Origin of the sequence: Terrihabitans rhizophilus (assembly GCF_033898525.1) — a bacterium.
GTDB lineage: Bacteria > Pseudomonadota > Alphaproteobacteria > Rhizobiales > Methylopilaceae > Flaviflagellibacter > Flaviflagellibacter rhizophilus.
Map to the genome: position 1 here is coordinate 80,334 of NZ_JAXAFJ010000001.1, position 20,237 is coordinate 100,570.

The window sequence follows — 20,237 nt, forward strand, 5'->3', positions numbered from 1 at the left end:
TCAGAAGTCGAAATTGATCATGCGGCGCATGATCAGGATGCCGCACATCATCCAGAAGCCGGCTGCGCAGAGCATTACCAGGCCCATGCTGGTCGTCCACAGCGGCTCAAGGTAGTCGGGAGTCATGAAGTAGACGCCTCCGCCCACTAGGATGGGAAGAGATCCGATGATGCCGGCCGAGGATTTCGCCTCCATGCTCATGGCCTGGATCTTCCCCTTCATCTTGGCGCGCTCGCGCAGCACGCGGGCAAGATTGCTGAGTGCCTCGGAGAGATTGCCGCCCGCCTGCCCCTGAATCGCCAGAACGATGCCGAAAAAGTTGGCTTCCGCCACTCCGGTCCTCTGGTAAAGGCGCTCGACAGCCTCTCCCAACGGGACACCGACGGCCTGAACCTCCACCACTGCCCGGAACTCGCTGCGCACCGGCTCCTGGGCTTCGCCGGCGACCATGCGAATGCAGTCTCCCAGAGGCAGCCCGGACCTCACACCGCGCACGATCAGATCGATCGCGTTCGGGAATTCCTTGATGAAGCGGTTCTGCCGCCGCTTGGTGCGGTAGCCGAGAACCCAGCGCGGCAGGCCCAGTCCGCCGGCGAAGGCGGCGAGAAGCCCCACCACGGGAAGCCCCGTTGAAACGAAACCAACCAATCCGAACAGCATGCCGCTGATGAGGCTCAGGCCATAGAACCGGCGAACGTTCCAATCGAGGCCCGCGCGCTCCAGCCTCACCGACAGCGCAATTTTCCTGCTGTTCGAGCCCCGTTTCTCAAGCTCCTTGAGGCTTTCGGAGACCTGGTTTCTGCGGGCCGTGGCGTCGCGAGCGGCATTGGCGACAACGCGATCGACGACGCGACTTCCGCGAACGGCCTTGTGGCGCTTGTCGGCGCGGCTCTGCGACGGGACCGCGAAGATGAACGCCAGCGCCGCTGCCGCGATGGCTGCGAGCGCAATGATGATGATCTGCTGCGGCTCCATGGCCCTAGGCGCCGGCGACTTCGGCGGCGTCGAGTGCCGCCGCCAGGTTGCGCTCCTCGCCGTAGTAGCGCGCGCGGTCCCAAAACCGCGGCCGGCCGATGCCGGTGGAGCGATGCTTGCCGATGATGCGGCCGTTGGCGTCTTCGCCCGAAATGTCGAACAGGAAGATGTCCTGTGTCGTCACCACATCACCCTCCATTCCGATGACCTCGGTGATGTGGGTGATGCGGCGCGAACCGTCCCGAAGCCGCTGGGTCTGCACGATGACGTCTACGGAGGTCACGATCATGTCGCGGATGGTGCGCGGAGGCAGCGTAAAGCCGCCCATCGAGATCATGCTCTCGATGCGGGAGATCGCCTCGCGTGGAGAGTTTGCGTGCAAGGTTCCCATGGAACCATCATGGCCGGTGTTCATGGCCTGCAGCAGATCGAAGGCCTCGGGACCGCGCACCTCGCCCACGATGATGCGTTCGGGCCGCATGCGCAGACAGTTCTTGACGAGATCGCGCATGGTGATCTGGCCCTCGCCCTCAAGATTGGGCGGCCGGCTTTCGAGGCGCACCACATGGGGCTGCTGAAGCTGGAGTTCGGCGGCGTCCTCGCAGGTGATGATCCGCTCATCCTCATCGATCGCGCGCGTCAGACAGTTCAACAGCGTGGTCTTGCCGGATCCGGTGCCCCCCGAGACCACAACATTGCAACGGGCGCGGCCGATGATCCGAAGGATCTCGGCGCCCTCCGCCGTGATGGTGCCGAAGCGGACCAGCTGGTCGAGGGTCAACTTGTCCTTCTTGAACTTGCGGATCGTAAGGGTGGGGCCGTCGAGCGCCAGCGGCGGAGCGATGACGTTGACGCGCGATCCGTCCGGGAGACGGGCGTCACAGATCGGACTCGATTCATCGACCCGCCGCCCGACCTGACTGACAATGCGCTGGCAGATGTTCAACAGCTGGGAATTGTCCCGGAAGCGGACATTGGTCAGCTGGATCTTGCCTCCCACCTCAATAAAGGTGGCGTTGGCACCGTTGACCATGATGTCGGAGATATCGTCCCGCGCCAGCAAAGGCTCCAAGGGACCATAGCCAAGGACATCGTTGCAGATGTCGTCGAGCAGTTCCTCCTGCTCGGCGATCGACATCACGAGGTTCTTCAACGAGATGATCTCGTTGACGATGTCGCGGATTTCCTCGCGCGCGCTCTCGGAATCGAGACGCGCAAGCTGCGCCAGATCGATCGCGTCGATCAGCGCGGAGAAGATCGCGCTTTTCGTCTCGTAGTAGGTGTCGGGGCGACGCGGATCCTGCTTCGGCGGCGTCCGGGCAGCCTGCATCGACTGAACATTTGCCTGGGGCTTGGCAGCAGGAGCGTTCTGCGCACCCGCGGTCGGCTGAGCGGCGGGAACAAGCTCGCCTGCCGTGCTGCTGCGCTTTCCGAACATCACCGCCACGGGTTCAGGCCCTCTTCAGCAATCTCGCCATCAGCGGATCGAGCAAGGTTCTCTTGTGCACCCGCGCTTCCTGACGTCCGGTTACCGAACGCGCGATCTCCAGGAAAAGATCATTGACCTTATGCGTGGCCGAGATCTCCGCGATCATCTGGCCGTTATTGGCAGCGGTGCCGAACAGCTGCGGTTCGAAGGGTATGATCGCGATCGGTTCGACATCCAGGGCGCGGGAGAACTCCGCGACCTTGATTTCCGGCCGCTTCGGCACGGCTGCCATGTTCAGCACAAGCCGCGGCGGCGCATCGTGCGGGCGCTGCGCGCGGGCGAGGTCGACCAGATTCTTCGCGTTGCGTAGATTTGCGAGATCGGGCGTGGCGACGATGACGATCTCGTCCGCGGCCAGCACCGCGCGCCGAGACCAGGACGTCCACAGATGCGGCACGTCCAGCACCACGAACGGCACATTGGCGCGAAGCAGATCGTAGATTGGGTCGAACGCCTCCGCCGCGAAGTCATAGGCACGGTCGAGCGTTGCAGGTGCGGCCAGCAGGCTCAGATTGTCGGCGCACTTTGCCAGCAGGCGCTCGATCAGGGCCGAGTCCAGGCGGTCGGGGGCGAACACCGCTTCGGCTATGCCCTGCGGCGGATCCTGATTGAAGTCCAGGCCGGCGGTGCCGAAGGCAAGATCAAGATCGACAACCACCGTTTCGAGTTGCAGGCCGCGCGCGATGGCCCACGCTACATTGTGTGAAACCGTCGATGCACCCACGCCACCTTTGGCGCCGACGAACGCAAGCGTCTTGCCGACCGGGCTCGCATCGGGCGCACGATAAAGCTCGGACCATGTGCGAACCAGGTCCAGCGGCGCGACAGGCGCGACCAGGTATTCCTGGACCCCACGGCGCATCAGATCGCGGTAGAGCAGCACATCGTTGACGTGCCCGACGACGAAAACCTTCGTGGAGGCCTCGCAGACTTCGGCAAGCCGCTCGAGGTCCGCGACGATTTCCTCGCGCGTGCCGGTGAGCTCGACAAGAATGACATTCGGCGTCGGCGCGGTGCGATAGATCTCTATGGCGGCGGCAACGCCCCCCGTGTGCACCTTCACATGGGCTTTCTCGACACGCCGATCCGCCGCAGCGCTCTTCACCGTCTCGGCGATCTCCGCCGTTGCGCAGAAAGCTTGTATGGAAATGCGCGGCAGCGGAGCGATCAGGGCTCCATCGACGTCGTGGCTGTCGGTTGTCAAAGTCCGTGTCATCGCGGGCCCAGCTTCATTCGTCCGACGTACTGAGGACGACGCTTGTCTGCGCCGCAGGCGCAGCCACTCCCGTCCTGTACTTGCTGATCACGTTGGCACGGCGATTTGCGCTTGGCGGATCCTCTGCACGCGGCCGGATCAGATCCTCCGGATCGGCAACCATGGCCGCGAGGTTCTGCTGATAGGCGCAGCCGAAGTTCCAGTTCTGCCTGTTCTCGTTGGACGTCTTGGGATTGCTGAAGCCTGCATCATCGCGCGCCTGATCGCATTCGTGCGGCAGACGAGCTTCGAGGACAGAATAGGACAGGCGCACTGGCGCGAGGTGGCCGGGCCCGTCCGCAGGATAGCGCGTCTCGGTCATCGCGCGCAGCGGCACGCCTGCGCCAAGTGCGATGGCCCGGATCTCCTTCACCACATGCGCCGACTGCTTGTCCGTGATCGGACCGGCGCCAGAGGGAACCTCGATCGTGAAGCCGCCGCGGCCGTTTGCTGTCCATCCGGCGGCGAAAGCCCCGATGTCCGTAACCTGACGGTTGGTCAGCCCGCCCGGGCCTCCGCCCGGCAAGAGGTCCAATGTGGCCATGCCGCGCGTGACGAGGATGGGATGCCGCGCCTGCGCATTGTCGGGAATGGATGCCGTGATGTCGCCACGCTCCGCGTTGCACGCCGAGATCATGACGGCGGTAACGAGCAAGGCAGCCCAGCGAAGTCCGTGGCTCTGAACGCGGCGCATGTTCACTCCACGATGTGCCCGATGGGGCCGCGATATGCCTTCACCTCAACCGTCTTGCTCTTTGCCTTCGGGTGCACCTTGTTGAGGCGACCAAGCAGGATGGTTTCGGCGTCCGTCGGGGTGCTGTAGCCCTTGTCCGGCGTCGCCAGCTTCTTCTCCTGCACGGATTTCGCAAGGTAAGGCGTCACCAGCACCACCAATTCAGTCTGCCCGCGCTGGTATTCCCGGCTGCGGAACAAGGCGCCGAGGACCGGCAGGTTTATGAGGCCTGGCAGGCCGTTGAAGCCCTGGCGTGAGCTGTCCTGAAGAAGGCCAGCCATCGCGATCGAGCCTCCCGAGGGCAGTTCGACCGTGGTATTCGCGCGCCGGACCGTCAGGCCGCTGACCGCGAAGCCACCCGCAACAATGGTTCCGACAGAGCTGGGCTCGCTGACCTCGGTGCCGATCTGCAGGCTGATGCGACCGTCGGAGAGAACGATGGGCGTGAAGGCTAGGCTCACGCCATATTTCTTGTATTCGATGACGATGCCGTCCTCATCCCGGATCGGGATGGGAAACTCGCCGCCGGCCAGAAAGTCGGCTTTCTCGCCCGAGATCGCCGTGAGCGTCGGCTCTGCCAATGTGCGGAGCAGGTTGTTCGACTCCAGCGCCTCGATATTGGCGAGCAGCGCGCCGGCACCCCAAGTGTGTAGGATGCCGATGCCGTTCCCGGCCGCATTGTATTCGGGGTCCGCAAGAACCTGGCCCGGCACCTCGGTCAGCAGCGTACCGCCTCCGCCTCCGAATGGGGCAGCAGGGTTCGACCCAAAGGCGAGCCCTGTTTTTCCGTAACTCTGGATGTCCCACTGCACGCCGAACTGCTTCGCAACATTGCGCTGCATTTCGACGACGCTGACCTTGAGCAGGACCTGCTCGCGATCCTCGATCTTGATGGCGTTGATGACCTTGGCGGCACCCGCATAATTGGACGCGATGTCGACGGCCGTCTGAGCGTCGGCCGCAGAGCGGACGGAGCCTGCTACGATCACCGAGTCGCCGACGGGGCGGACGGTGAGCCTGGCATGAGGCAAGGAGGTTGAGAGGCTCGTGCGGACTGCCGTCATGTCGCGCCCCACCGAAACGGCAAGCCGGCGGATCGTCTGCCCTGCCGCGTCGAAGAAGACGATATCCGTCTCGCCGAGCGCCATCCCGATGAGATAGGCCTTCCTTGCGGAGCGAACGACCGCATTTGCCACCTTTGGATCCGCGACCAGCACTTCGTCTGCATCCTGCGGCAGGTCCACCAGGTAAGTCTTGCCGACACCGAGCTGGATCGTCTCGGCAGCCGAGACATAGCTGTAGGCGTAGGCGCCCTTGTCTGCGGCGAAAGCGGGCGGGATCAATGAAGCGATCGCGGCGGCCGCGATGATGCGCCGGATCGCAACCCGGGCCGCCTCGCGGAACCTAAAGCGCATTTTGAACTCCGAACCGGATGATGTTCATGCTGCCAGGCCCCTGCTTCGGAGGCTCGGCTACCGCCGAATTGGTCTCCGGCTCGCCTGAGCCAATATCGGCAAGCGCCCGCAGAACCAGCGAAATACCGCCCTGCTTTCGCGACGCGGTCAGTTTCTGCGCCTGTTCGGGCTTGAGCTCGAGCGTGGCGGTTCGACCGACGACGGCCTTTGCGCCGTCCTGTTCCTTGATGGCCTGATCGATTGCCAGCACACGCACATTGCTGAGGATGGTGCTCGTCTGCACGCTTTCCGGCACCCCGTTTCCGGCTGCAACCTGGCGCGTCAGCAGGACGTCCACGCGATCATTGGGAAGGATGAAGCCACCGGCACCCGATTCGGCGGACACTTCCAGGGCAACCGCCCGCATCCCCGCGGGAAGGATCACCGAGACGATGCCGCTACCGTCGCGCGGCAGGAGCTTCCCGGCCGTGATCGGCTCGCCTACGGAGATGGAGGCACGCGCAATGCGCCCGGCATGTTCTTCGAGGGCCTTGGGAGTTGCCTCCCGGGTAACGAGGCCGCCCGCTCCGTCGATAGGCCACGCGCGCCAGGCGAGATCCTCGGTTTTTGCCACCTGACCAAGCGCGATGGCTTTGGCGGCGACAAGAACCTCCGTCTGCGGCCTAGATGGAGTGACCACGGTCTGCGTGGGCGCCGGGGGCCTGCTAACCAGCCAAGCCGCAGCGCCGCCGGCGAGCAGCGCAACGATCAGGACAAGGATGCGGGCCAAACTCATTCAGATTACCTCGGTGCCGATCCGGGCTTGGGAAGTCGGCACCTGAGCTTGGCCCAGCAAAGGTCAATGTATGGTTAAGAGACCGTGTGCGGTCATGGGTAAATCTTCATGATTGCGTCGAAAATGGAGCTGTGCGGATAGACCAGAAGCGCTGCGCCGCCGATGGCTACGCCGTAGGGAAGGCCGTTCTTCTTGTCGTGCAGGCGGGCGAGCCATATCGGCGAAGACTGGGGAAGACGCACTGACCTGACGAGCAGGATTAGCAGAGCGAGCACTCCGCCGAGGACGGCGGTCCAGAGCAGCCAGTCCAGAAGGAGAGTGGGTCCCAGCCAGAGCGCCACTGCTCCCGCCATCTTGGCGTCCCCACCTCCGATGACATTCAAGGCGAACAGACCAAAGCAGAGAAGCAGCACTCCACCGCCCGCAGCAAGATGCCAACCAAGTAGTGGTCCCATGATGCCGACAAAAGGAGCGACAACGACGAACACGATCAGGATCGTGGCGTTCAGAGCATTCGGGATCGTGAGACTTACGACGTCGGAAGCCCCTGCCCAGATCATTAGCAGCGGAAAGACCGATATCAGAAGCAAAGCTATAAGCATTGGCCCAATAGACAAAAAGAAGCCGCCCGCAGGCGGCTTCTCTTGAGTGAACCCGATCAGGCCATCACTGGTTCGTGCCGCCCGTGCCGCCCGTGCCGCCCGGCGCGGGAACATTCGCGATCTGCCCGCCGAGATTGCCGAAGCCGGTTTCGAGATTGCCAACGAGCGTGCCCATTATTGCGATCAGGCCGATGCCGACAATGGCGGCAATCAGGGCGTATTCGATGGCGGTGGCGCCGGATTCATTCTTCTTGAAACGCGAAAAGAGGGTCATGTTCAACTCCAAGGGTCCTCTGGGGAGGCCTTTCAAGAGGGCTTAGTCCCGCTTGAAAGTTGATGTGAACCTACGGGGCCCGTCTTGCGAATACCTTAACTGGGCAGGTCGATTGCAAGCTTCGTGGAAGTAGTCGAAGGTGATGCTAAACAAATGGTAACCCGGGCATCCACCCGGACTTCTTACCACTTCCTTAACTTCCACCGTGTACCCGTATGCACACGTCTTTATTGGGTGCAGGCATGATTTCGGCTCGTTCTCTGGCTCATGTGACCACCGTCGCGGCCGCTCTGTGCTGCTCGGCGGCGTCTGCGCAGGAGGCGCTGGAGGCGTTCGGCCCCTCGTCCATCAAACACAAAGTGATCGCGCTCGACATCGCGAGCACGGCGTGGGCTCCGGACGGCACAACCACTCTTGTCATCGGAAATCCGGCCATAGCCGACGCCGTTCTGCCCCGGTCGGGCGATAACCTCATGGTGCTTACCGGGAAAAGCTATGGGATGACCAACATCATCGCACTTGACGCAGACGGACGTCCGCTTGGCGAGACGCTGGTGCGCGTCGAGCAGCCGGCCACGCCCACTGTCACAGTGATGCGCGGCACCTTGCGGGAGACCTGGATCTGCGCGCCACGTTGCGAGCAGACCCTAACCCTCGGCGACAACCCCGAATTCTTCGGCAACAGCAACACACAGATCGGCACCCGCAATGGCACGGCCAGCGCGCGCTAGCCTCCTCTTCGCTGTGCGCGCAGATCAGCGGTTCCTCCGGGATGAGCGTGGCGCCACGGCCGTGGAGTTCGCGTTCATCGCCCTGCCGTTCTTCGCCCTGCTGTTCGCCATCGTCCAGGTGTCACTCATGCTTCTGGTGAACAGCGCCCTGGATACGGCGCTCACCGACGTGGCCAGATCGATCTGGGCGCGCGAAACACAGAATGCGGCGCCCAGCTTCGCGCAGGTCAAGACGGCCGTCTGTGCGGGCGTACCCATGTTGAACTGCGATGAGTTGCGCATCGAGGTCAGCGCGAACGCTGATGCTGCGGACGTCAACCCTGCTGCCTACGACGCCAAGTGCTTCGATCCGGATCTGGAGCCTCCCGCAACCTGCTATGACCCCGGGGCGGCGCGTGACGTCCTTGTTCTGCGGGCAGCCTACAAGTGGCCGTTCGGCATCGGAATCACTGATTTTGGCAGTGGATCGATGCTGGTCAGCACGGCGGTGTTCAAGAACGAGATATTTTGATGAGAACCCGCTGTGTGGAGGGCACTTTCCGGCGCGATGAGCGGGGCACCTCGGCCGTCGAGTTCGCGCTGATCGCTCCGGTCATGCTGATCCTGCTGCTCGGAACTTTCGAAATGACGCGCGCCTTCAGCGCGCAGCGCAAAGTGGTGGCCATGGCTGCTACCGTGAACCGGCTGGTTGCCGGCTTCAACGTGCTCACGCCTGAGCAGTTGAACAATCCTGAGACCAACAAACCCGGCGTCACGAAGAACGACCTTGAGGGCGTCATCAACGCGGCGAAAGCCGTGCTTTTTCCGCTCGACGCCGCCGACGGCCTTCTGGAGATCACTATCGACCGGATCGACCGCGAGGATGATGCAGGCATCATCAAATGGACCTACGACTGGCAGACGCGGCAGGGCACCAATAGCCCTGCCTCCGCTAACGCCGATTACGTGCCGACCAGAAACAGCGTCGTGCGAACCCGCATCACCTACACACACCGACCAATCTTCACGGACATGGTGGCCAGTTTCGGCATCCCGGGATTTTCGCTGCAGGGCACCGCGATCGGAGGCGGCGAAGGGGATCCTATCACCAACATCGACGGTCATTTCTAAGGCTGCTTTCAGGAAGCCGGCCAGCCTCCGCCCGCCTTTTGCCTCACGCCCGTCGCGGCGGAGCCTTCAAGATACATCTCCTCGAACTGCATGGCGGTGATCGGGCGAGAGATCAGGAAGCCCTGGCCATAGGTGCAGCCGAGCTGGACAAGGTAATCGCGCTGGTCGACCGACTCGATCCCCTCGGCCACAGTTTCGAAGCCCAGATTCTTGGCGAGGGAGATGATCGCGGCGACCACGACGCGCGCGGATCCGTCCCGCACGCAACCCGCCACGAAGCTTCGGTCGATTTTCAGAACGTCGACCGGCATGGCCGTAAGGCTGGCAAGGTTCGAGAAGCCTGTTCCGAAATCGTCGATGGCGATGCCAACCCCGGCCTGACGCAGTGCCGCCAGTTGCCGCGCGGTCTGGCGCGGCTCGGTCATGGCCGTATTCTCGGTGATCTCGATGTGCAGTTGCTGCGGCGCAAAGCCCGAGGCATCGAGGATGGCCAGCGTGTCGGCGGCGAATTCCGGATGACGGCTCTGCGACGGCGAGATGTTCACGGCGAGACGAGGGAACATCCCTCGGCCTGCCCACACCGCGCCCTGCTTGCACACGAGGCGGAGTACCCTTGTACTCAGTTCCCCGAGGAGGCCCGACTCTTCGGCGATGTCGATGAATTCCGCCGGGCCTACAAGGCCCCGCTGCGGATGGCGCCAGCGCACAAGAGCCTCGGCACCCGTCATGCTGCCGTCCCGCAAATCGACCTGCGGCTGGTAGAACACCTCGAACTGATCCGCCTCCAGCCCGACGCGGATCTCCTGCTCGATGATCAGGCGCCGGAAGGCATAGCTTTCCATGTTGCGATTGCCGAAGCCGAACAGGCGGTCGCCCGCGCCCCTGGCATCCATCGCGCCATCGGATGCCGCGCGCAGCACGGTCGAGAAGTCCTCGCCATCCGTCGGGACGAACGCGATGCCCGCATGCGCCTTGATGGTGACCGCGTGGGCACCAACCTGAACGGGTCCGCTGAATGCATCCAGGAAATGCATGACCTCGCGACCTACCGATTCCTGGATCCACTCCCCTTCGATCAGGATGCCGAACCGGTCTTCTCCGATGCGCGCCAGCACGACGCTGCGGGCAGCGTCCGGCGAGACCTTCGGCAGGGAATGCTCCCGGTCGCGCAGCATGTCGGCGATCGTGGTGACGGCATCATCCCCGACATCGAGGCCGAGCGCCCGATGCACATGATGCAGACGGTCAAGCTCGATAATGACGAAGGCCGCCTCCGCGCCTCGATCGACAACGGACTGAAGGCTGCGCCTCATCTGCTCGCGATTGGCAAGTCCGCTGACAGGGTCGGTGAAGGTCAGCCGGTGTACGGCCTCGAAGCTCTCCTGGAGGCTGCGCGTCATGGACTGGAAGGATCGCGACAGTTCTCCGAGTTCGTCATTGCGTGCCTCATCGACCGGCGGCTCGAAATTACCTTCGGAAACGTTCTTCGTGGCCTGCGTCATCCGGGAGATGGGCGCTGTGACAAAGCGCATGGTGGTCGCTGTAAGCGGCAAGGCGAACAGCATGAAGATGACTGCGATCGCAACATTGCGGTTGAAGGAGGCGGTGATCGCATCGACCAGGCCTCTTTTCAGCAGCCCCATGCGGGCAACCGCGACCGGTTCGCTGCCCCGCGCGTAGATCGGCAGTGCGATATGAAGGATCTGTTCACCCGCCTCCATCGACGGGAGTTCCCGGCGGATAGCGGTCTGCAAAGCCTTCCCGGCAGCAGGATCCTGAGACAGTGTCTCGGGATCCGGGAAGGCCGGCTGGCCTGATGGGCCAAGAGGCGTCACGAAAGCGTAGATCGTGTCCTGATCCAGCGCGGCGACCTCATCGAGGACCTTCTGCAGGTCGAGCATGCGCTGGGGGCTCGGACGCTCGGCGGAGATGCCGTTGACCACTGCATAGAGGTGCTCGGCACGCGCGGTGAAGGATTGCTGGGCCCACCGCTCCGCCTGGGTGTTGGCGATCCACACAAGAACAAGCGTGAGGCTCAGCAAGAGCAGCGCGACGAATAGCGTGAACCGCGTCGCAAGCCCCATCGGCAGGAGGTCAAAGCGGCGGATAATCCGTCTGTAAAATAGGTTCAACGCCTGCTCAGTGCCCCGTATCGCCGCCACTGCATAGACCATCAGAAAAGTTTAGGTCCCCTTCACAAGCAAGGTCGAAACGCTCGATCCGGTACATTTCTGGAGAATATGGAGCCAGAGGAAGATAGATTAGACGAGTATTCCGCTTGGCGGCACGGCTGTTCGATGCCAACCTTGGCTCCGCTCCTATGGAAGGGGACGCGATGCGGCTGTCAGCGCTGGCTCTCTGCCTGTTCATCCTGGGCTTCGTGCCTTCCGCGCGCGCGGAAGAGGTCGATCTCGAACTGGTCCTCGCGGTCGACATCTCCTATTCCATGGACCCGGATGAATTGCGGCTGCAGCGGGAGGGGTACCGCGAAGCCATCACGTCGCGCGCCGTCCTCGATGCGATCCGGAGCGGGGTCCACGGCCGCATCGCTCTGACTTACGTGGAGTGGGCCGGCTCCGCGCATCAGTCGGTGATCGTGGACTGGCAGGTCATCGACGGCCCCGAAAGCGCCGGGCGCTTCGCGGCTGCCCTTGATCGCTCGACGCCGGAGCGTGCGTTCCGGACGTCCATATCCGGTGCGCTCACATTTTCCGCAGACCTTCTGACGCGAAGCGGGCATAGCGGACTTCGACAGGTGATCGATGTCTCGGGCGACGGCGCAAACAATCAGGGTCCGGTTGTAACGTCTGCCCGCGATCGTGTCCTTGCCCAAGGCATATCGATCAACGGCCTGCCGCTTGCCCTGAAGGAAGGCGGCGCGATGGCCATGCGCGCGGAGGATCTGGAAGAGTACTACCGCTCATGCGTGATCGGCGGGCCGGGCGCCTTCGTTGTTCCGGTTCGCGATGCCGCCTCCTTCGGGGAGGCGGTGCGCACCAAGCTCGTGCTTGAGATTTCCGGCAGTCAGCCGGCCCCGAGCCTTGTCCCGGTTCAAGCGGCATGGGTGAATTGCAGCATCGGGGAAATCATGTGGGGCGAGCGTTACGGTGATTTTGGTTCCGACACCCCGTAGCGGTCAGGTTCCTCTTGGCTTCGCACGGCGCGTGGCTTCGGCGAGCCTCGGATCTTCGGGCCAGGGATGACGGGGATACCGCCCCCGCATGTCCGAGCGCACCGCGGTCCAGGAGCCACGCCAGAAACCCGGAAGGTCGCGGGTCACCTGCACCGGTCTCTGCGCGGGCGAGAGAAGCTCGAGCACAACGGGTATGCGGCCGCCGGCGATCGCCGGATGTCGGTCCAGCCCGAACAACTCCTGCACGCGCACCGAAAGCAGTGGCTCCTCGCCGGAATAGTCGATGGCCAGCCGGGATCCCGAAGGCACATCGATGTGGGTCGGCGCTTCCGCGTCGAGCCGACGGGCAAGTTCGTAGGGTATAAGCGTTCCGAGCGCGGCATCGAGATCCTGCGCGGAGATTTCCGACAGGGCAGCTTTGCCGACGAGTTGCGGCGCAAGCCAGTCCGCGACGGAGGCTGCCAGTGCGCCGTCGGACAGATCAGGCCAGCCATCCCCGTGAGCCCGGCGCAGGAAGCCCACACGATCTCGCAATTGCAGGAGGTGCCTTGTCCATGGCAGCCGTTCCAACCCGATTGCAGCGATGCCGGTGGCAAGCCGCTCGGCGGTCTGCTCGTTTCTCGGTGCAGCGCGGGGGGTGTCGGACAGAACAAGCGAGCCCAGCCGCCGCACCGAACGGGCCCGGACGGAGGCGGAGGCGCGATCGAACGACACTTCATCCTGCGCGCTGATGATGTCCGCGAACATCGTCAGGATCTCGTCCTCGCCGATCTCCGCAGCCAGACGAATGCGGGCCGACGATGCGGCGCCAGAAAGGTCGGCAACCGTCAGGAAGGGTGCACGGGCCAGCGCCTCGGCAGGATCGATCAAGGCACCCCGGCCACTGGCCAGCCGGAATTCACCAGTCTTACCACGGGCCTGGGCTACCCGATCCGGATAGGCAAGCGAAAGGATCGCTCCGTCGGAGAGCGCTTGCGCCTGCGATTGGGGCGGACAGACCCGGTCTGCCTCTCGCCGCCAGCCGGCGGCCAGCGAGCGGCCCTCTGCCGCCCGGCGCGAACTGTCCCGCTGCAGCGCCGCAAGCCGATGGCCTATATCGGCGCCCTCGCCTCCCAGACCGCGCTCCACAAGGAGCAGCGCGATGTCGCAGGCACGTCCGGCCATGCCCCTTCGTGCCGCATCCAGGATCATGGCCGCCAGCCGAGGTGGTAGCGGCAGACGCCGCATGTCACGACCACGAGGTGTTATGCGGCCGGTTGCGTCGAGCGCACCAAGTTGACAGAGCAGCTTGACGGCTTCTGTCCAAGCCGGTGCCGGCGGCGCATCCAGCCACCGCAGCGAGCCGGGATCTGCCACGCCCCAGACGGCGAGATCCAGAACCAGTCCCGTCAGGTCGGCCGACAGGATTTCCGGCGTGCCGAACGCCGGGAACCCCGATGCCGCGGCCTCTTCCCACATCCGGTAGCAGACGCCCGGCTCCGTACGGCCGGCACGGCCACGCCGCTGATCCGCCGCCGCCCGGGAAACCCTGACCGTCTCGAGCCGGGTCAATCCCGTGGAGGGTTCAAACGCCGGAACGCGGGCGAGGCCGCAATCGACCACGATGCGGACGCCCTCAATCGTCAGGCTGGTCTCTGCGATGGATGTTGCCAGTACGACCTTGCGTCGCCCCGGCGCTGCAGGCTGAACGGCTTTGTCCTGCTCGCGAGGGTCCAACCCGCCATGCAGTTCCACGACATCGACATCGGGAGGAACCGCGTCGCGCAGTCTGGCGCCGGTGCGGCGGATCTCTGCCTGCCCAGGCAGGAACACAAGAACGCTGCCCTCCTCCTCACGCAGGGCACGCCGTGCCACGGCGGCAACGTCTTCCTCCAGACGAAGGACGGGATCGCGCCCGCGATATCGGGTCTCGACGGTAAAGGCGCGCCCAAGGCTCTCCACCACCGGCGCATCATCCAGCAGCCGTGCAACGCGCGCGCCATCGAGCGTCGCGGACATGACTAGGATCCGGAGGTCCTCCCGCAAGCCGGCCTGCGCATCAAGCGCCAGTGCCAGTCCGAGATCTGCATCCAGCGAGCGTTCGTGGAACTCGTCGAACAGCACCGCCGCGATACCGCCGAGTTCTGGATCATCGAGCACCATTCGGGTGAAGACGCCCTCGGTGACCACTTCGATGCGTGTGGCCGGGCCAATCTTCGAGCCCAGCCTCACGCGCAGGCCAACGACGCCACCGACCTGCTGGCCGAGTGAGGAGGCCATCCGCTCGGCTGCCGCGCGTGCGGCGATGCGGCGCGGTTCCAGAACGAGGATGCGGCCATCGCCGCGCCAGGATGCGTCGAGAAGGTCCAGCGGCACGCGTGTTGTCTTGCCCGCGCCCGGTGATGCGACGAGTACCGCGCGCGTTCCTTCTTCCAGAACCGTCCGAAGCCGTGGAAGCGCGTCATCAATGGGAAGGGCGTGGTTGAACCTGCTCACGCCGGGTCATGAAGCCCAGATCGCCCCGTGGGGCAAGGCGCTTCAGCTGCCGATGCCGCCGAGCACAAAGATGACGATCGCCAAGCCGACCGCTACAAGGACGGAGGTGGGACCGTACATGCTCCAGAACGTCCCGAAAGCTCCGCTGCTGGGCACCATGGGAGGTTCCGGCGGATGCGTGGACGGTGCCCCCGGGATCTGGATGTGATGATCGGGGTGCGGGACAGGTCCGTCCGTGTCCGGGTTTTCGGGCTCTTCCGGACGGGGATCCATCCTGCTTCCGCTGACAGTGTCTGTCATGAGAGACCTCGCTTCGGGACCTACCCCTGAGCAACGCAGCCTCTGGTTCTCTGTTCCTTTAGCTCGGCCCTTTCCCAGGGCACAAAAAAGGCCGGGCGATGCCCGGCCTCTGCATTCTGGGTGTGCGAAGATCAGTCGTCGCTACGTACCGAGGTGGCCTGACGACCCTTCGGGGTCTCGACCACCTGCATGGTCACCTTCTGGCCCTCATTGAGGCCTGCGAGCTGCGAACGCTGCACGGCGGAGATGTGAACGAAGACGTCCTTGCCGCCATCGCCCGTCTCCACGAAGCCCATCCCCTTCTCGACGCTGAACCACTTCACAGTTCCGCTCATCTCGGTCGAGGGGCCGGTCTCCGGTCCGCGACGTGCGCCGCCACCGAAGCCGCCGCCACCACCACCGCCGCCGTAACCGCCGGAGCGCTCACCACCATAACCGCCGGAGCGTTCACCACCGTAGCCGCCGGAACGTTCGCCGTAGCCACCGCCGGAGCGCTCGCCACCACCGAAGCCGGTGCTCGGACGGCGCGGCGCCTCAGCCGTTGCCGTGCTGTCGTCCACCGAGATCACGCGGGTGATCTGGCGGCCCTTCTGGCCCTGGCCGACCTGCACGCTGAGCGTGGCGCCCGGGGGCACCGTCTCGCGGCCAACGGCCTGCAGGGCTGCGATGTGAAGGAAAGCATCGCCCGATCCATCAGAGATCTCGGCGAAGCCATAGCCCTTCTCACCATTGAACCACTTCACGGTGGCGTTCACCGGATCGCCCGTGGGCTCCGGACCTGCCGAACGGTTGAAGCCGCCGCCAGCGAAGCCGCCGCCACCGCCACCAGCGCCGCCGCCGAAGCCGCCGCCTGCACCGCCGCCATAGCCGCCACCAGCGCCGCCGCCGTAGGAGCGGGGAGGAGCTGCGTAGTCGCTTGGCGGCGTGAAGTCGTCGTCAAAACCGCGCCGCGTCTTCGGCCTGAATTCCTTACCTCTGCCCATTCTGCCCTAACCCCGACCCCGGGGCCCCTGTCATTCGGCCGCGCGCGCTGCCGCTCTAGTCAAAAACAATATTCTGCTTCGCGGTGCGCGCTCAGCAAGCAGCCGACCTTCAAGCATCACTGAACAGATACGGCTGGATGCAACATAACCTTCGCAGGGTCCGCGATGAAGTGGAATTTGCGATGCGCGCCGAAAAACCGCTCTCTGTGCGCTTCACTGCGTCAGGATTGGTCGATCGGGCCGCCTCGAAGCGTCTTTGTGACCGATTTTCGGGCTTTGTCCTCCCGCCGGCGCCGCCGTTCCCCATAAGGAATTCGGGTCGCAACGCGTGGCCGAGGCGGCAGCGCGGCCTCTCGAACCATTTCAACCAGCCTGCTGCGCGCCTCCTCGCGGTTGCGATCCTGCGACCTGTGCGCCCGCGCGGTCATCACCAGCACCCCGTCCAGTGTCATGCGACTGCCGGCGAGGCGCTCCAGCCGATCCTTCACCGCTGCGGGGAGAGACGCCGAATTGCGCACATCGAAGCGAATCTGCACCGCGGTCGCGACCTTGTTGACGTTCTGCCCCCCGGGCCCCGTCGACCGGATGAAGCTTTCCTCGATCTCGGACTCGTCGATCCAGATGCGATCTGTGACCCGGATCATTGCGCCTCGCGGTCGTCGAGATGCCGGATCAAGGCCTGCGCGGCCATCGGTGCACGTACCTTCGCGCCGCTGATGAAGTAGGCGAAGACGTCCCGGGGTTCCGCGGCAGGCGGCGGGCAGACCACGGGAAGGTCGTCGGGCAGGCCGCCCCGCTGCCAGGTTCGCGTCCGCTCCGCCCAACCGGCGAGTTCCGCGTCTGAATAGCCCGCGGTCTCGTCCTCGCGGCATTGCTGGAGGCGGGCGTACACGAAGTCGGCCGTCACATCGGCAAGCTCGAGATAGTCTTCCGCATGGGCATAGACCAGGGCGTGGTTGCGCTCGCGCAGCATCTGCACGACAGCGGGATCCCGAAAGCTCTCATGACGGGGCTCTATCGCGTGCCTGAGGCGCAGGTTACCAATTTTCTCCGGAAGCAGGTCAAGGAACGCGCTGAAATCCTCCGCGTCGAAGCGCTTGGTGGCGGCGAACTGCCAGAGGATGGGACCGAGCTTGTGGCCGAGTTCGGCGATTCCGCTGTTCACGAATGTCTCGATGGATGGTGCCGCTTCCGCGAGCACGCGGCGGTTCACGGCAAACCGCGGCGCCTTCAGGGCGAAGACGAACTGATCGGGTGTCTCATCGAACCACTTCCGGAAGGTCGCAGGCGATTGCGTGCGGTAGAAGGTTCCGTTGACCTCGATGGAGGTGACGTGCCGCGAGGCGTAGCGCAGTTCATCGACCTTCTTCACGCCTTCGGGAAAGAACGTTCCGCGCCAAGGCTCGAACGTCCAGCCGCCAATTCCCACATACAGGCTCATCGGAACCCTTGCTCCACCATGTGATTGAGTCAGTACTTTGACCGTCCGCTCGATCTGGTATGCAATATACGCATGCCAAGCCTGCAACCTCTCCCGTTGAGCGCGCAGGGGCGGAGCGCGTATAAAACTCTTGTAGCGACTTCTTGTTGCTGCTGCCCTCTTTGGGCGTTTCCTCCCTAGACTTGGGCCGTTCGCCACCCGCGGACGGCCTCTTTCTTTTCTAGCGAGGCTCCCTGCCCCTCTCCCTACATTCTGCGACACCTTACGCCTCCCGGTCGCGCGGGAAACATCGTAAGAGCACCCCATGCTGAAACGGGGCATGTCATGACCGCTTTTCGCCTGCTGATCCCCGCAATCCTCGCGTGTGCACTCCCGCTGTCGGCGGCTGCGCAGGATGCCCGGTCCGGGAACGTCGCTTCCCGGGTGGAGGACTTGCTCGGGCGCATGACGCTCGAGGAGAAGATCGGCCAGCTGATCATCACCGGCGTCGACCAGAAGGATGCTCCCGAGATCGTCGCCCGCGGCGGTGCCGGCGCCACCATCGGCCTCAACACCGCGCAGGGCGTGGCCGACATCCAGCGCATTGCCCGTGCATCGCGGCTCGGCATTCCCCTGCTCACCGGTCTGGACGTGGTGCACGGCTTCCGCACCCTCTTCCCCATGCCTCTGGCCGTTGCATCCAGCTTCGACACGGATCTGGCCCGGCAATTGGCAGAGCTTTCCGCCCGGGAAGCCCTGGCTTCCGGCATCAACTGGACTTTCGCACCCATGGTCGACATGGGGCGCGATGCCCGCTGGGGCCGCATTGTCGAGGGTGCCGGCGAGGATGTGCTGCTGGCTCGCGAGATGTCACGGGCGCAGGTCGAAGGATATTCAGCCGCAGGCATGGCCTCCACGCTGAAGCACTTCGTGGGCTATGGCGGCGTTGAGGCAGGCCGGGACTACGATTCTGCGTCCATACCGGCGAATGAGTTGCGCAACCTGCACTACCCCCCCTTCCGAAGCGGGATCGCCGCCGGCGCGGACTCGGTGATGTCCGCCCTTTCGGTGCTGAACGGCACTCCCGCCACAGCCGACAAGGCGCGGCTGACGGATGTGCTGAAAGGAGAAATGCGCTTCGGCGGCTTCGTCGTTTCGGACTGGTCGTCCATCGGCGACCTCATCCATATGGGCGTCGCCGCCGATGGCGCCGAAGCGGCCCGCAAGGCCATGCTGGCCGGTGTGGATATGGACATGATGAGCGGCTACTACGCCGCGCATCTGCTGGACGAGGTGCGTGCGGGCCGAGTGCCCGAAGCGCGTATCGACGATGCAGCGCGACGCGTGCTGGGCGTCAAGTTCAGGCGGGGGCTGTTCGACAATCCGCAGCCCGACCCTTCCGCTTCCGAGGCGGCGGCACTGACGCCGGAACTCCGTGACGCCGCGCGCGCTGCTGCGACCCGCAGCATGGTGCTGTTGCGGAACGAGAACAGCCTGCTGCCGTTCACCGGGAAGCACCGCAAGATCGCGGTCGTCGGTCATCTCGCGCAGAGCGCCGGCGAGCAGTTGGGTCCCCACGAAGCGCGTGGGCAGGACAAGGATGCGGTCAGCATCCTCTCGGGGATCAGGAAAGAAGCCTCCACGCGCGGAGTCGATGTTGCCTTCTCGGAAGGCTGCGACCGCGCCTGCACGGACACGTCCGGTTTCGCCGGCGCCGTCGAGGCGGTGCAGGACGCGGACGTCAGCGTGGTCGTGCTGGGTGAGCCACGCGAGTTCTCGGGCGAAGGCGCTACCCGCTCCCGGCTCGGCTTCTGGGGGCGGCAGGACGAACTGCTCGACCAGTTGATCGCGACGGGAAAGCCGGTTGTGCTCGTCATCATGGCCGGCCGGCCGCTCGACATCTCCCGCTTTGCCGACCGTGTTCCCTCGATCCTGATGGCCTGGTATCCCGGCACTGAGGGTGGGAACGCGGTGGCGGACCTGCTTTTCGGCCGTTCGGCGCCCTCGGCCCGGCTGCCGGTGACATGGCCCCGCAGCGTCGGTCAGGTTCCGGTACATTATGATGGGCTGACGAGCGGCCGGCCATACGGACCGGCGAGCCGTTTCACGCTGAAATACGTCGACCTGCCGCCCGGACCGCAGTTCCCGTTCGGGCACGGCCTGACCTATACGCGCTTCGAGTATTCGGGCTTTCGGGTCGAGACGCCCTCGATCGCAGCCGAGGGCGAGGTGCGGGTCAGCGTCGACCTGCGCAATGCCGGCGAGCGTGATGGGGTCGAAACCGTGCAGCTTTATGTGCGCGACGTTCTGGCCAGCCAGAGCCGTCCCGTGTGCGAGCTGAAGGCTTTTCAGAAGGTGGCGCTGAAGCCAGGCGAGACACGCCGCGTCGTGTTGGCGGTTCCTGCTGCAGAATTCGGCTTCCACCGCGAAGGCGGGACCTATGTCGTCGAGCCGGGCGAGTTTCGCCTGTGGGTCGGCGGCGATGCTGCATCCGGAACTGAAGGCTCGTTCAGCCTGACCTCGGGAATCGAACGCGGGCCTGAATAGCAAGCGGCGACCCAGAGGGG

The 20,237-nt window shown here is 64.4% G+C and carries 19 protein-coding genes; 5 read left to right on the top strand and 14 right to left on the bottom strand.

The genetic code is table 11. From position 1 onward, the window contains the following. From SCD90_RS00380 to SCD90_RS00415, 8 genes are all read right to left on the bottom strand, one after another. A complete protein-coding gene (locus SCD90_RS00380) occupies positions 1-975 on the bottom strand; it encodes a type II secretion system F family protein (RefSeq protein WP_319842632.1) in 975 nt (324 codons plus the stop codon). Between the two features lie 4 nt (positions 976-979). Then, the gene (locus tag SCD90_RS00385) at positions 980-2,422 is read right to left on the bottom strand and encodes a TadA family conjugal transfer-associated ATPase (protein WP_482258151.1); all 1,443 of its coding nucleotides are present in this window, start codon (positions 2,420-2,422) and stop codon (positions 980-982) included. Positions 2,423-2,426: 4 nt separating this feature from the next. Then, complete coding sequence (locus SCD90_RS00390; RefSeq protein ID WP_319842633.1) at positions 2,427-3,680, bottom strand: CpaE/TadZ family protein; 1,254 nt, start codon at positions 3,678-3,680, stop codon at positions 2,427-2,429. 13 nt (positions 3,681-3,693) lie between these two features. Continuing rightward, entirely contained in the window at positions 3,694-4,413 is a 720-nt protein-coding gene (locus SCD90_RS00395) for a CpaD family pilus assembly protein (protein WP_319842634.1), read from the bottom strand. A gap of 2 nt (positions 4,414-4,415) precedes the next feature. Beyond that, a complete protein-coding gene (locus tag SCD90_RS00400) occupies positions 4,416-5,867 on the bottom strand; it encodes a type II and III secretion system protein family protein (protein WP_319842635.1) in 1,452 nt (483 codons plus the stop codon). After that, positions 5,857-6,642 (bottom strand): Flp pilus assembly protein CpaB, encoded by a 786-nt coding sequence (gene cpaB, locus SCD90_RS00405; RefSeq protein ID WP_319842636.1) that lies wholly within the window; start codon positions 6,640-6,642, stop codon positions 5,857-5,859. Before cpaB ends, SCD90_RS00400 begins: the two co-directional genes overlap by 11 nt. 92 nt (positions 6,643-6,734) lie before the next feature. Beyond that, positions 6,735-7,358 carry an A24 family peptidase gene (locus SCD90_RS00410; RefSeq protein WP_319842637.1) on the bottom strand — a complete coding sequence of 208 codons (624 nt, stop codon included), beginning with the start codon at positions 7,356-7,358 and terminating at the stop codon, positions 6,735-6,737. Continuing rightward, the gene (locus tag SCD90_RS00415) at positions 7,309-7,518 is read right to left on the bottom strand and encodes a Flp family type IVb pilin (protein ID WP_319842638.1); all 210 of its coding nucleotides are present in this window, start codon (positions 7,516-7,518) and stop codon (positions 7,309-7,311) included. The genes SCD90_RS00410 and SCD90_RS00415 overlap by 50 nt, the downstream gene beginning before the upstream one ends. Positions 7,519-7,760: 242 nt before the next feature. On the opposite strand from SCD90_RS00415, the gene SCD90_RS00420 reads away from it, so the two are divergent. The 3 genes from SCD90_RS00420 to SCD90_RS00430 all read left to right on the top strand — a co-directional run bounded on the left by SCD90_RS00420 (position 7,761) and on the right by SCD90_RS00430 (position 9,359). Continuing rightward, positions 7,761-8,249: a pilus assembly protein N-terminal domain-containing protein gene (locus SCD90_RS00420; RefSeq protein WP_319842639.1), complete on the top strand. Its 489-nt coding sequence runs from the start codon at positions 7,761-7,763 to the stop codon at positions 8,247-8,249. 61 nt (positions 8,250-8,310) lie between these two features. After that, positions 8,311-8,760, top strand: a complete 450-nt coding sequence (locus SCD90_RS00425) for a TadE/TadG family type IV pilus assembly protein (protein WP_319842640.1) — start codon at positions 8,311-8,313, stop codon at positions 8,758-8,760. Continuing rightward, positions 8,760-9,359, top strand: coding sequence for a TadE/TadG family type IV pilus assembly protein (locus tag SCD90_RS00430; protein WP_319842641.1), 600 nt, complete (start codon positions 8,760-8,762; stop codon positions 9,357-9,359). The genes SCD90_RS00425 and SCD90_RS00430 overlap by 1 nt, the downstream gene beginning before the upstream one ends. Positions 9,360-9,367: 8 nt before the next feature. On the opposite strand, the gene SCD90_RS00435 is transcribed toward SCD90_RS00430, so the two are convergent. Next, the gene (locus SCD90_RS00435) at positions 9,368-11,491 is read right to left on the bottom strand and encodes a putative bifunctional diguanylate cyclase/phosphodiesterase (protein WP_319842642.1); all 2,124 of its coding nucleotides are present in this window, start codon (positions 11,489-11,491) and stop codon (positions 9,368-9,370) included. A gap of 203 nt (positions 11,492-11,694) precedes the next feature. On the opposite strand from SCD90_RS00435, the gene SCD90_RS00440 reads away from it, so the two are divergent. Continuing rightward, positions 11,695-12,492 carry a DUF1194 domain-containing protein gene (locus tag SCD90_RS00440; RefSeq protein WP_319842643.1) on the top strand — a complete coding sequence of 266 codons (798 nt, stop codon included), beginning with the start codon at positions 11,695-11,697 and terminating at the stop codon, positions 12,490-12,492. Between the two features lie 3 nt (positions 12,493-12,495). On the opposite strand, the gene hrpB is transcribed toward SCD90_RS00440, so the two are convergent. The 5 genes from hrpB to SCD90_RS00465 form a co-directional block, all read right to left on the bottom strand. Then, entirely contained in the window at positions 12,496-14,967 is a 2,472-nt protein-coding gene (gene hrpB / locus SCD90_RS00445; protein WP_319842644.1) for an ATP-dependent helicase HrpB, read from the bottom strand. Positions 14,968-15,009: 42 nt separating this feature from the next. Continuing rightward, complete coding sequence (locus SCD90_RS00450) at positions 15,010-15,267, bottom strand: hypothetical protein (protein WP_319842645.1); 258 nt, start codon at positions 15,265-15,267, stop codon at positions 15,010-15,012. A 131-nt stretch (positions 15,268-15,398) separates the two neighbouring features. Continuing rightward, on the bottom strand, positions 15,399-16,250 hold the full coding sequence (locus SCD90_RS00455; protein ID WP_319842646.1) for a cold-shock protein: 852 nt from the start codon (positions 16,248-16,250) through the stop codon (positions 15,399-15,401). 221 nt (positions 16,251-16,471) lie between these two features. After that, a complete protein-coding gene (gene arfB, locus SCD90_RS00460) occupies positions 16,472-16,894 on the bottom strand; it encodes an alternative ribosome rescue aminoacyl-tRNA hydrolase ArfB (protein WP_319842647.1) in 423 nt (140 codons plus the stop codon). Beyond that, a complete protein-coding gene (locus SCD90_RS00465) occupies positions 16,891-17,691 on the bottom strand; it encodes a DUF72 domain-containing protein (RefSeq protein ID WP_319842648.1) in 801 nt (266 codons plus the stop codon). Before SCD90_RS00465 ends, arfB begins: the two co-directional genes overlap by 4 nt. A gap of 324 nt (positions 17,692-18,015) precedes the next feature. On the opposite strand from SCD90_RS00465, the gene SCD90_RS00470 reads away from it, so the two are divergent. Next, complete coding sequence (locus tag SCD90_RS00470; protein ID WP_319842649.1) at positions 18,016-20,217, top strand: glycoside hydrolase family 3 N-terminal domain-containing protein; 2,202 nt, start codon at positions 18,016-18,018, stop codon at positions 20,215-20,217. Positions 20,218-20,237: the final 20 nt, after the last annotated feature.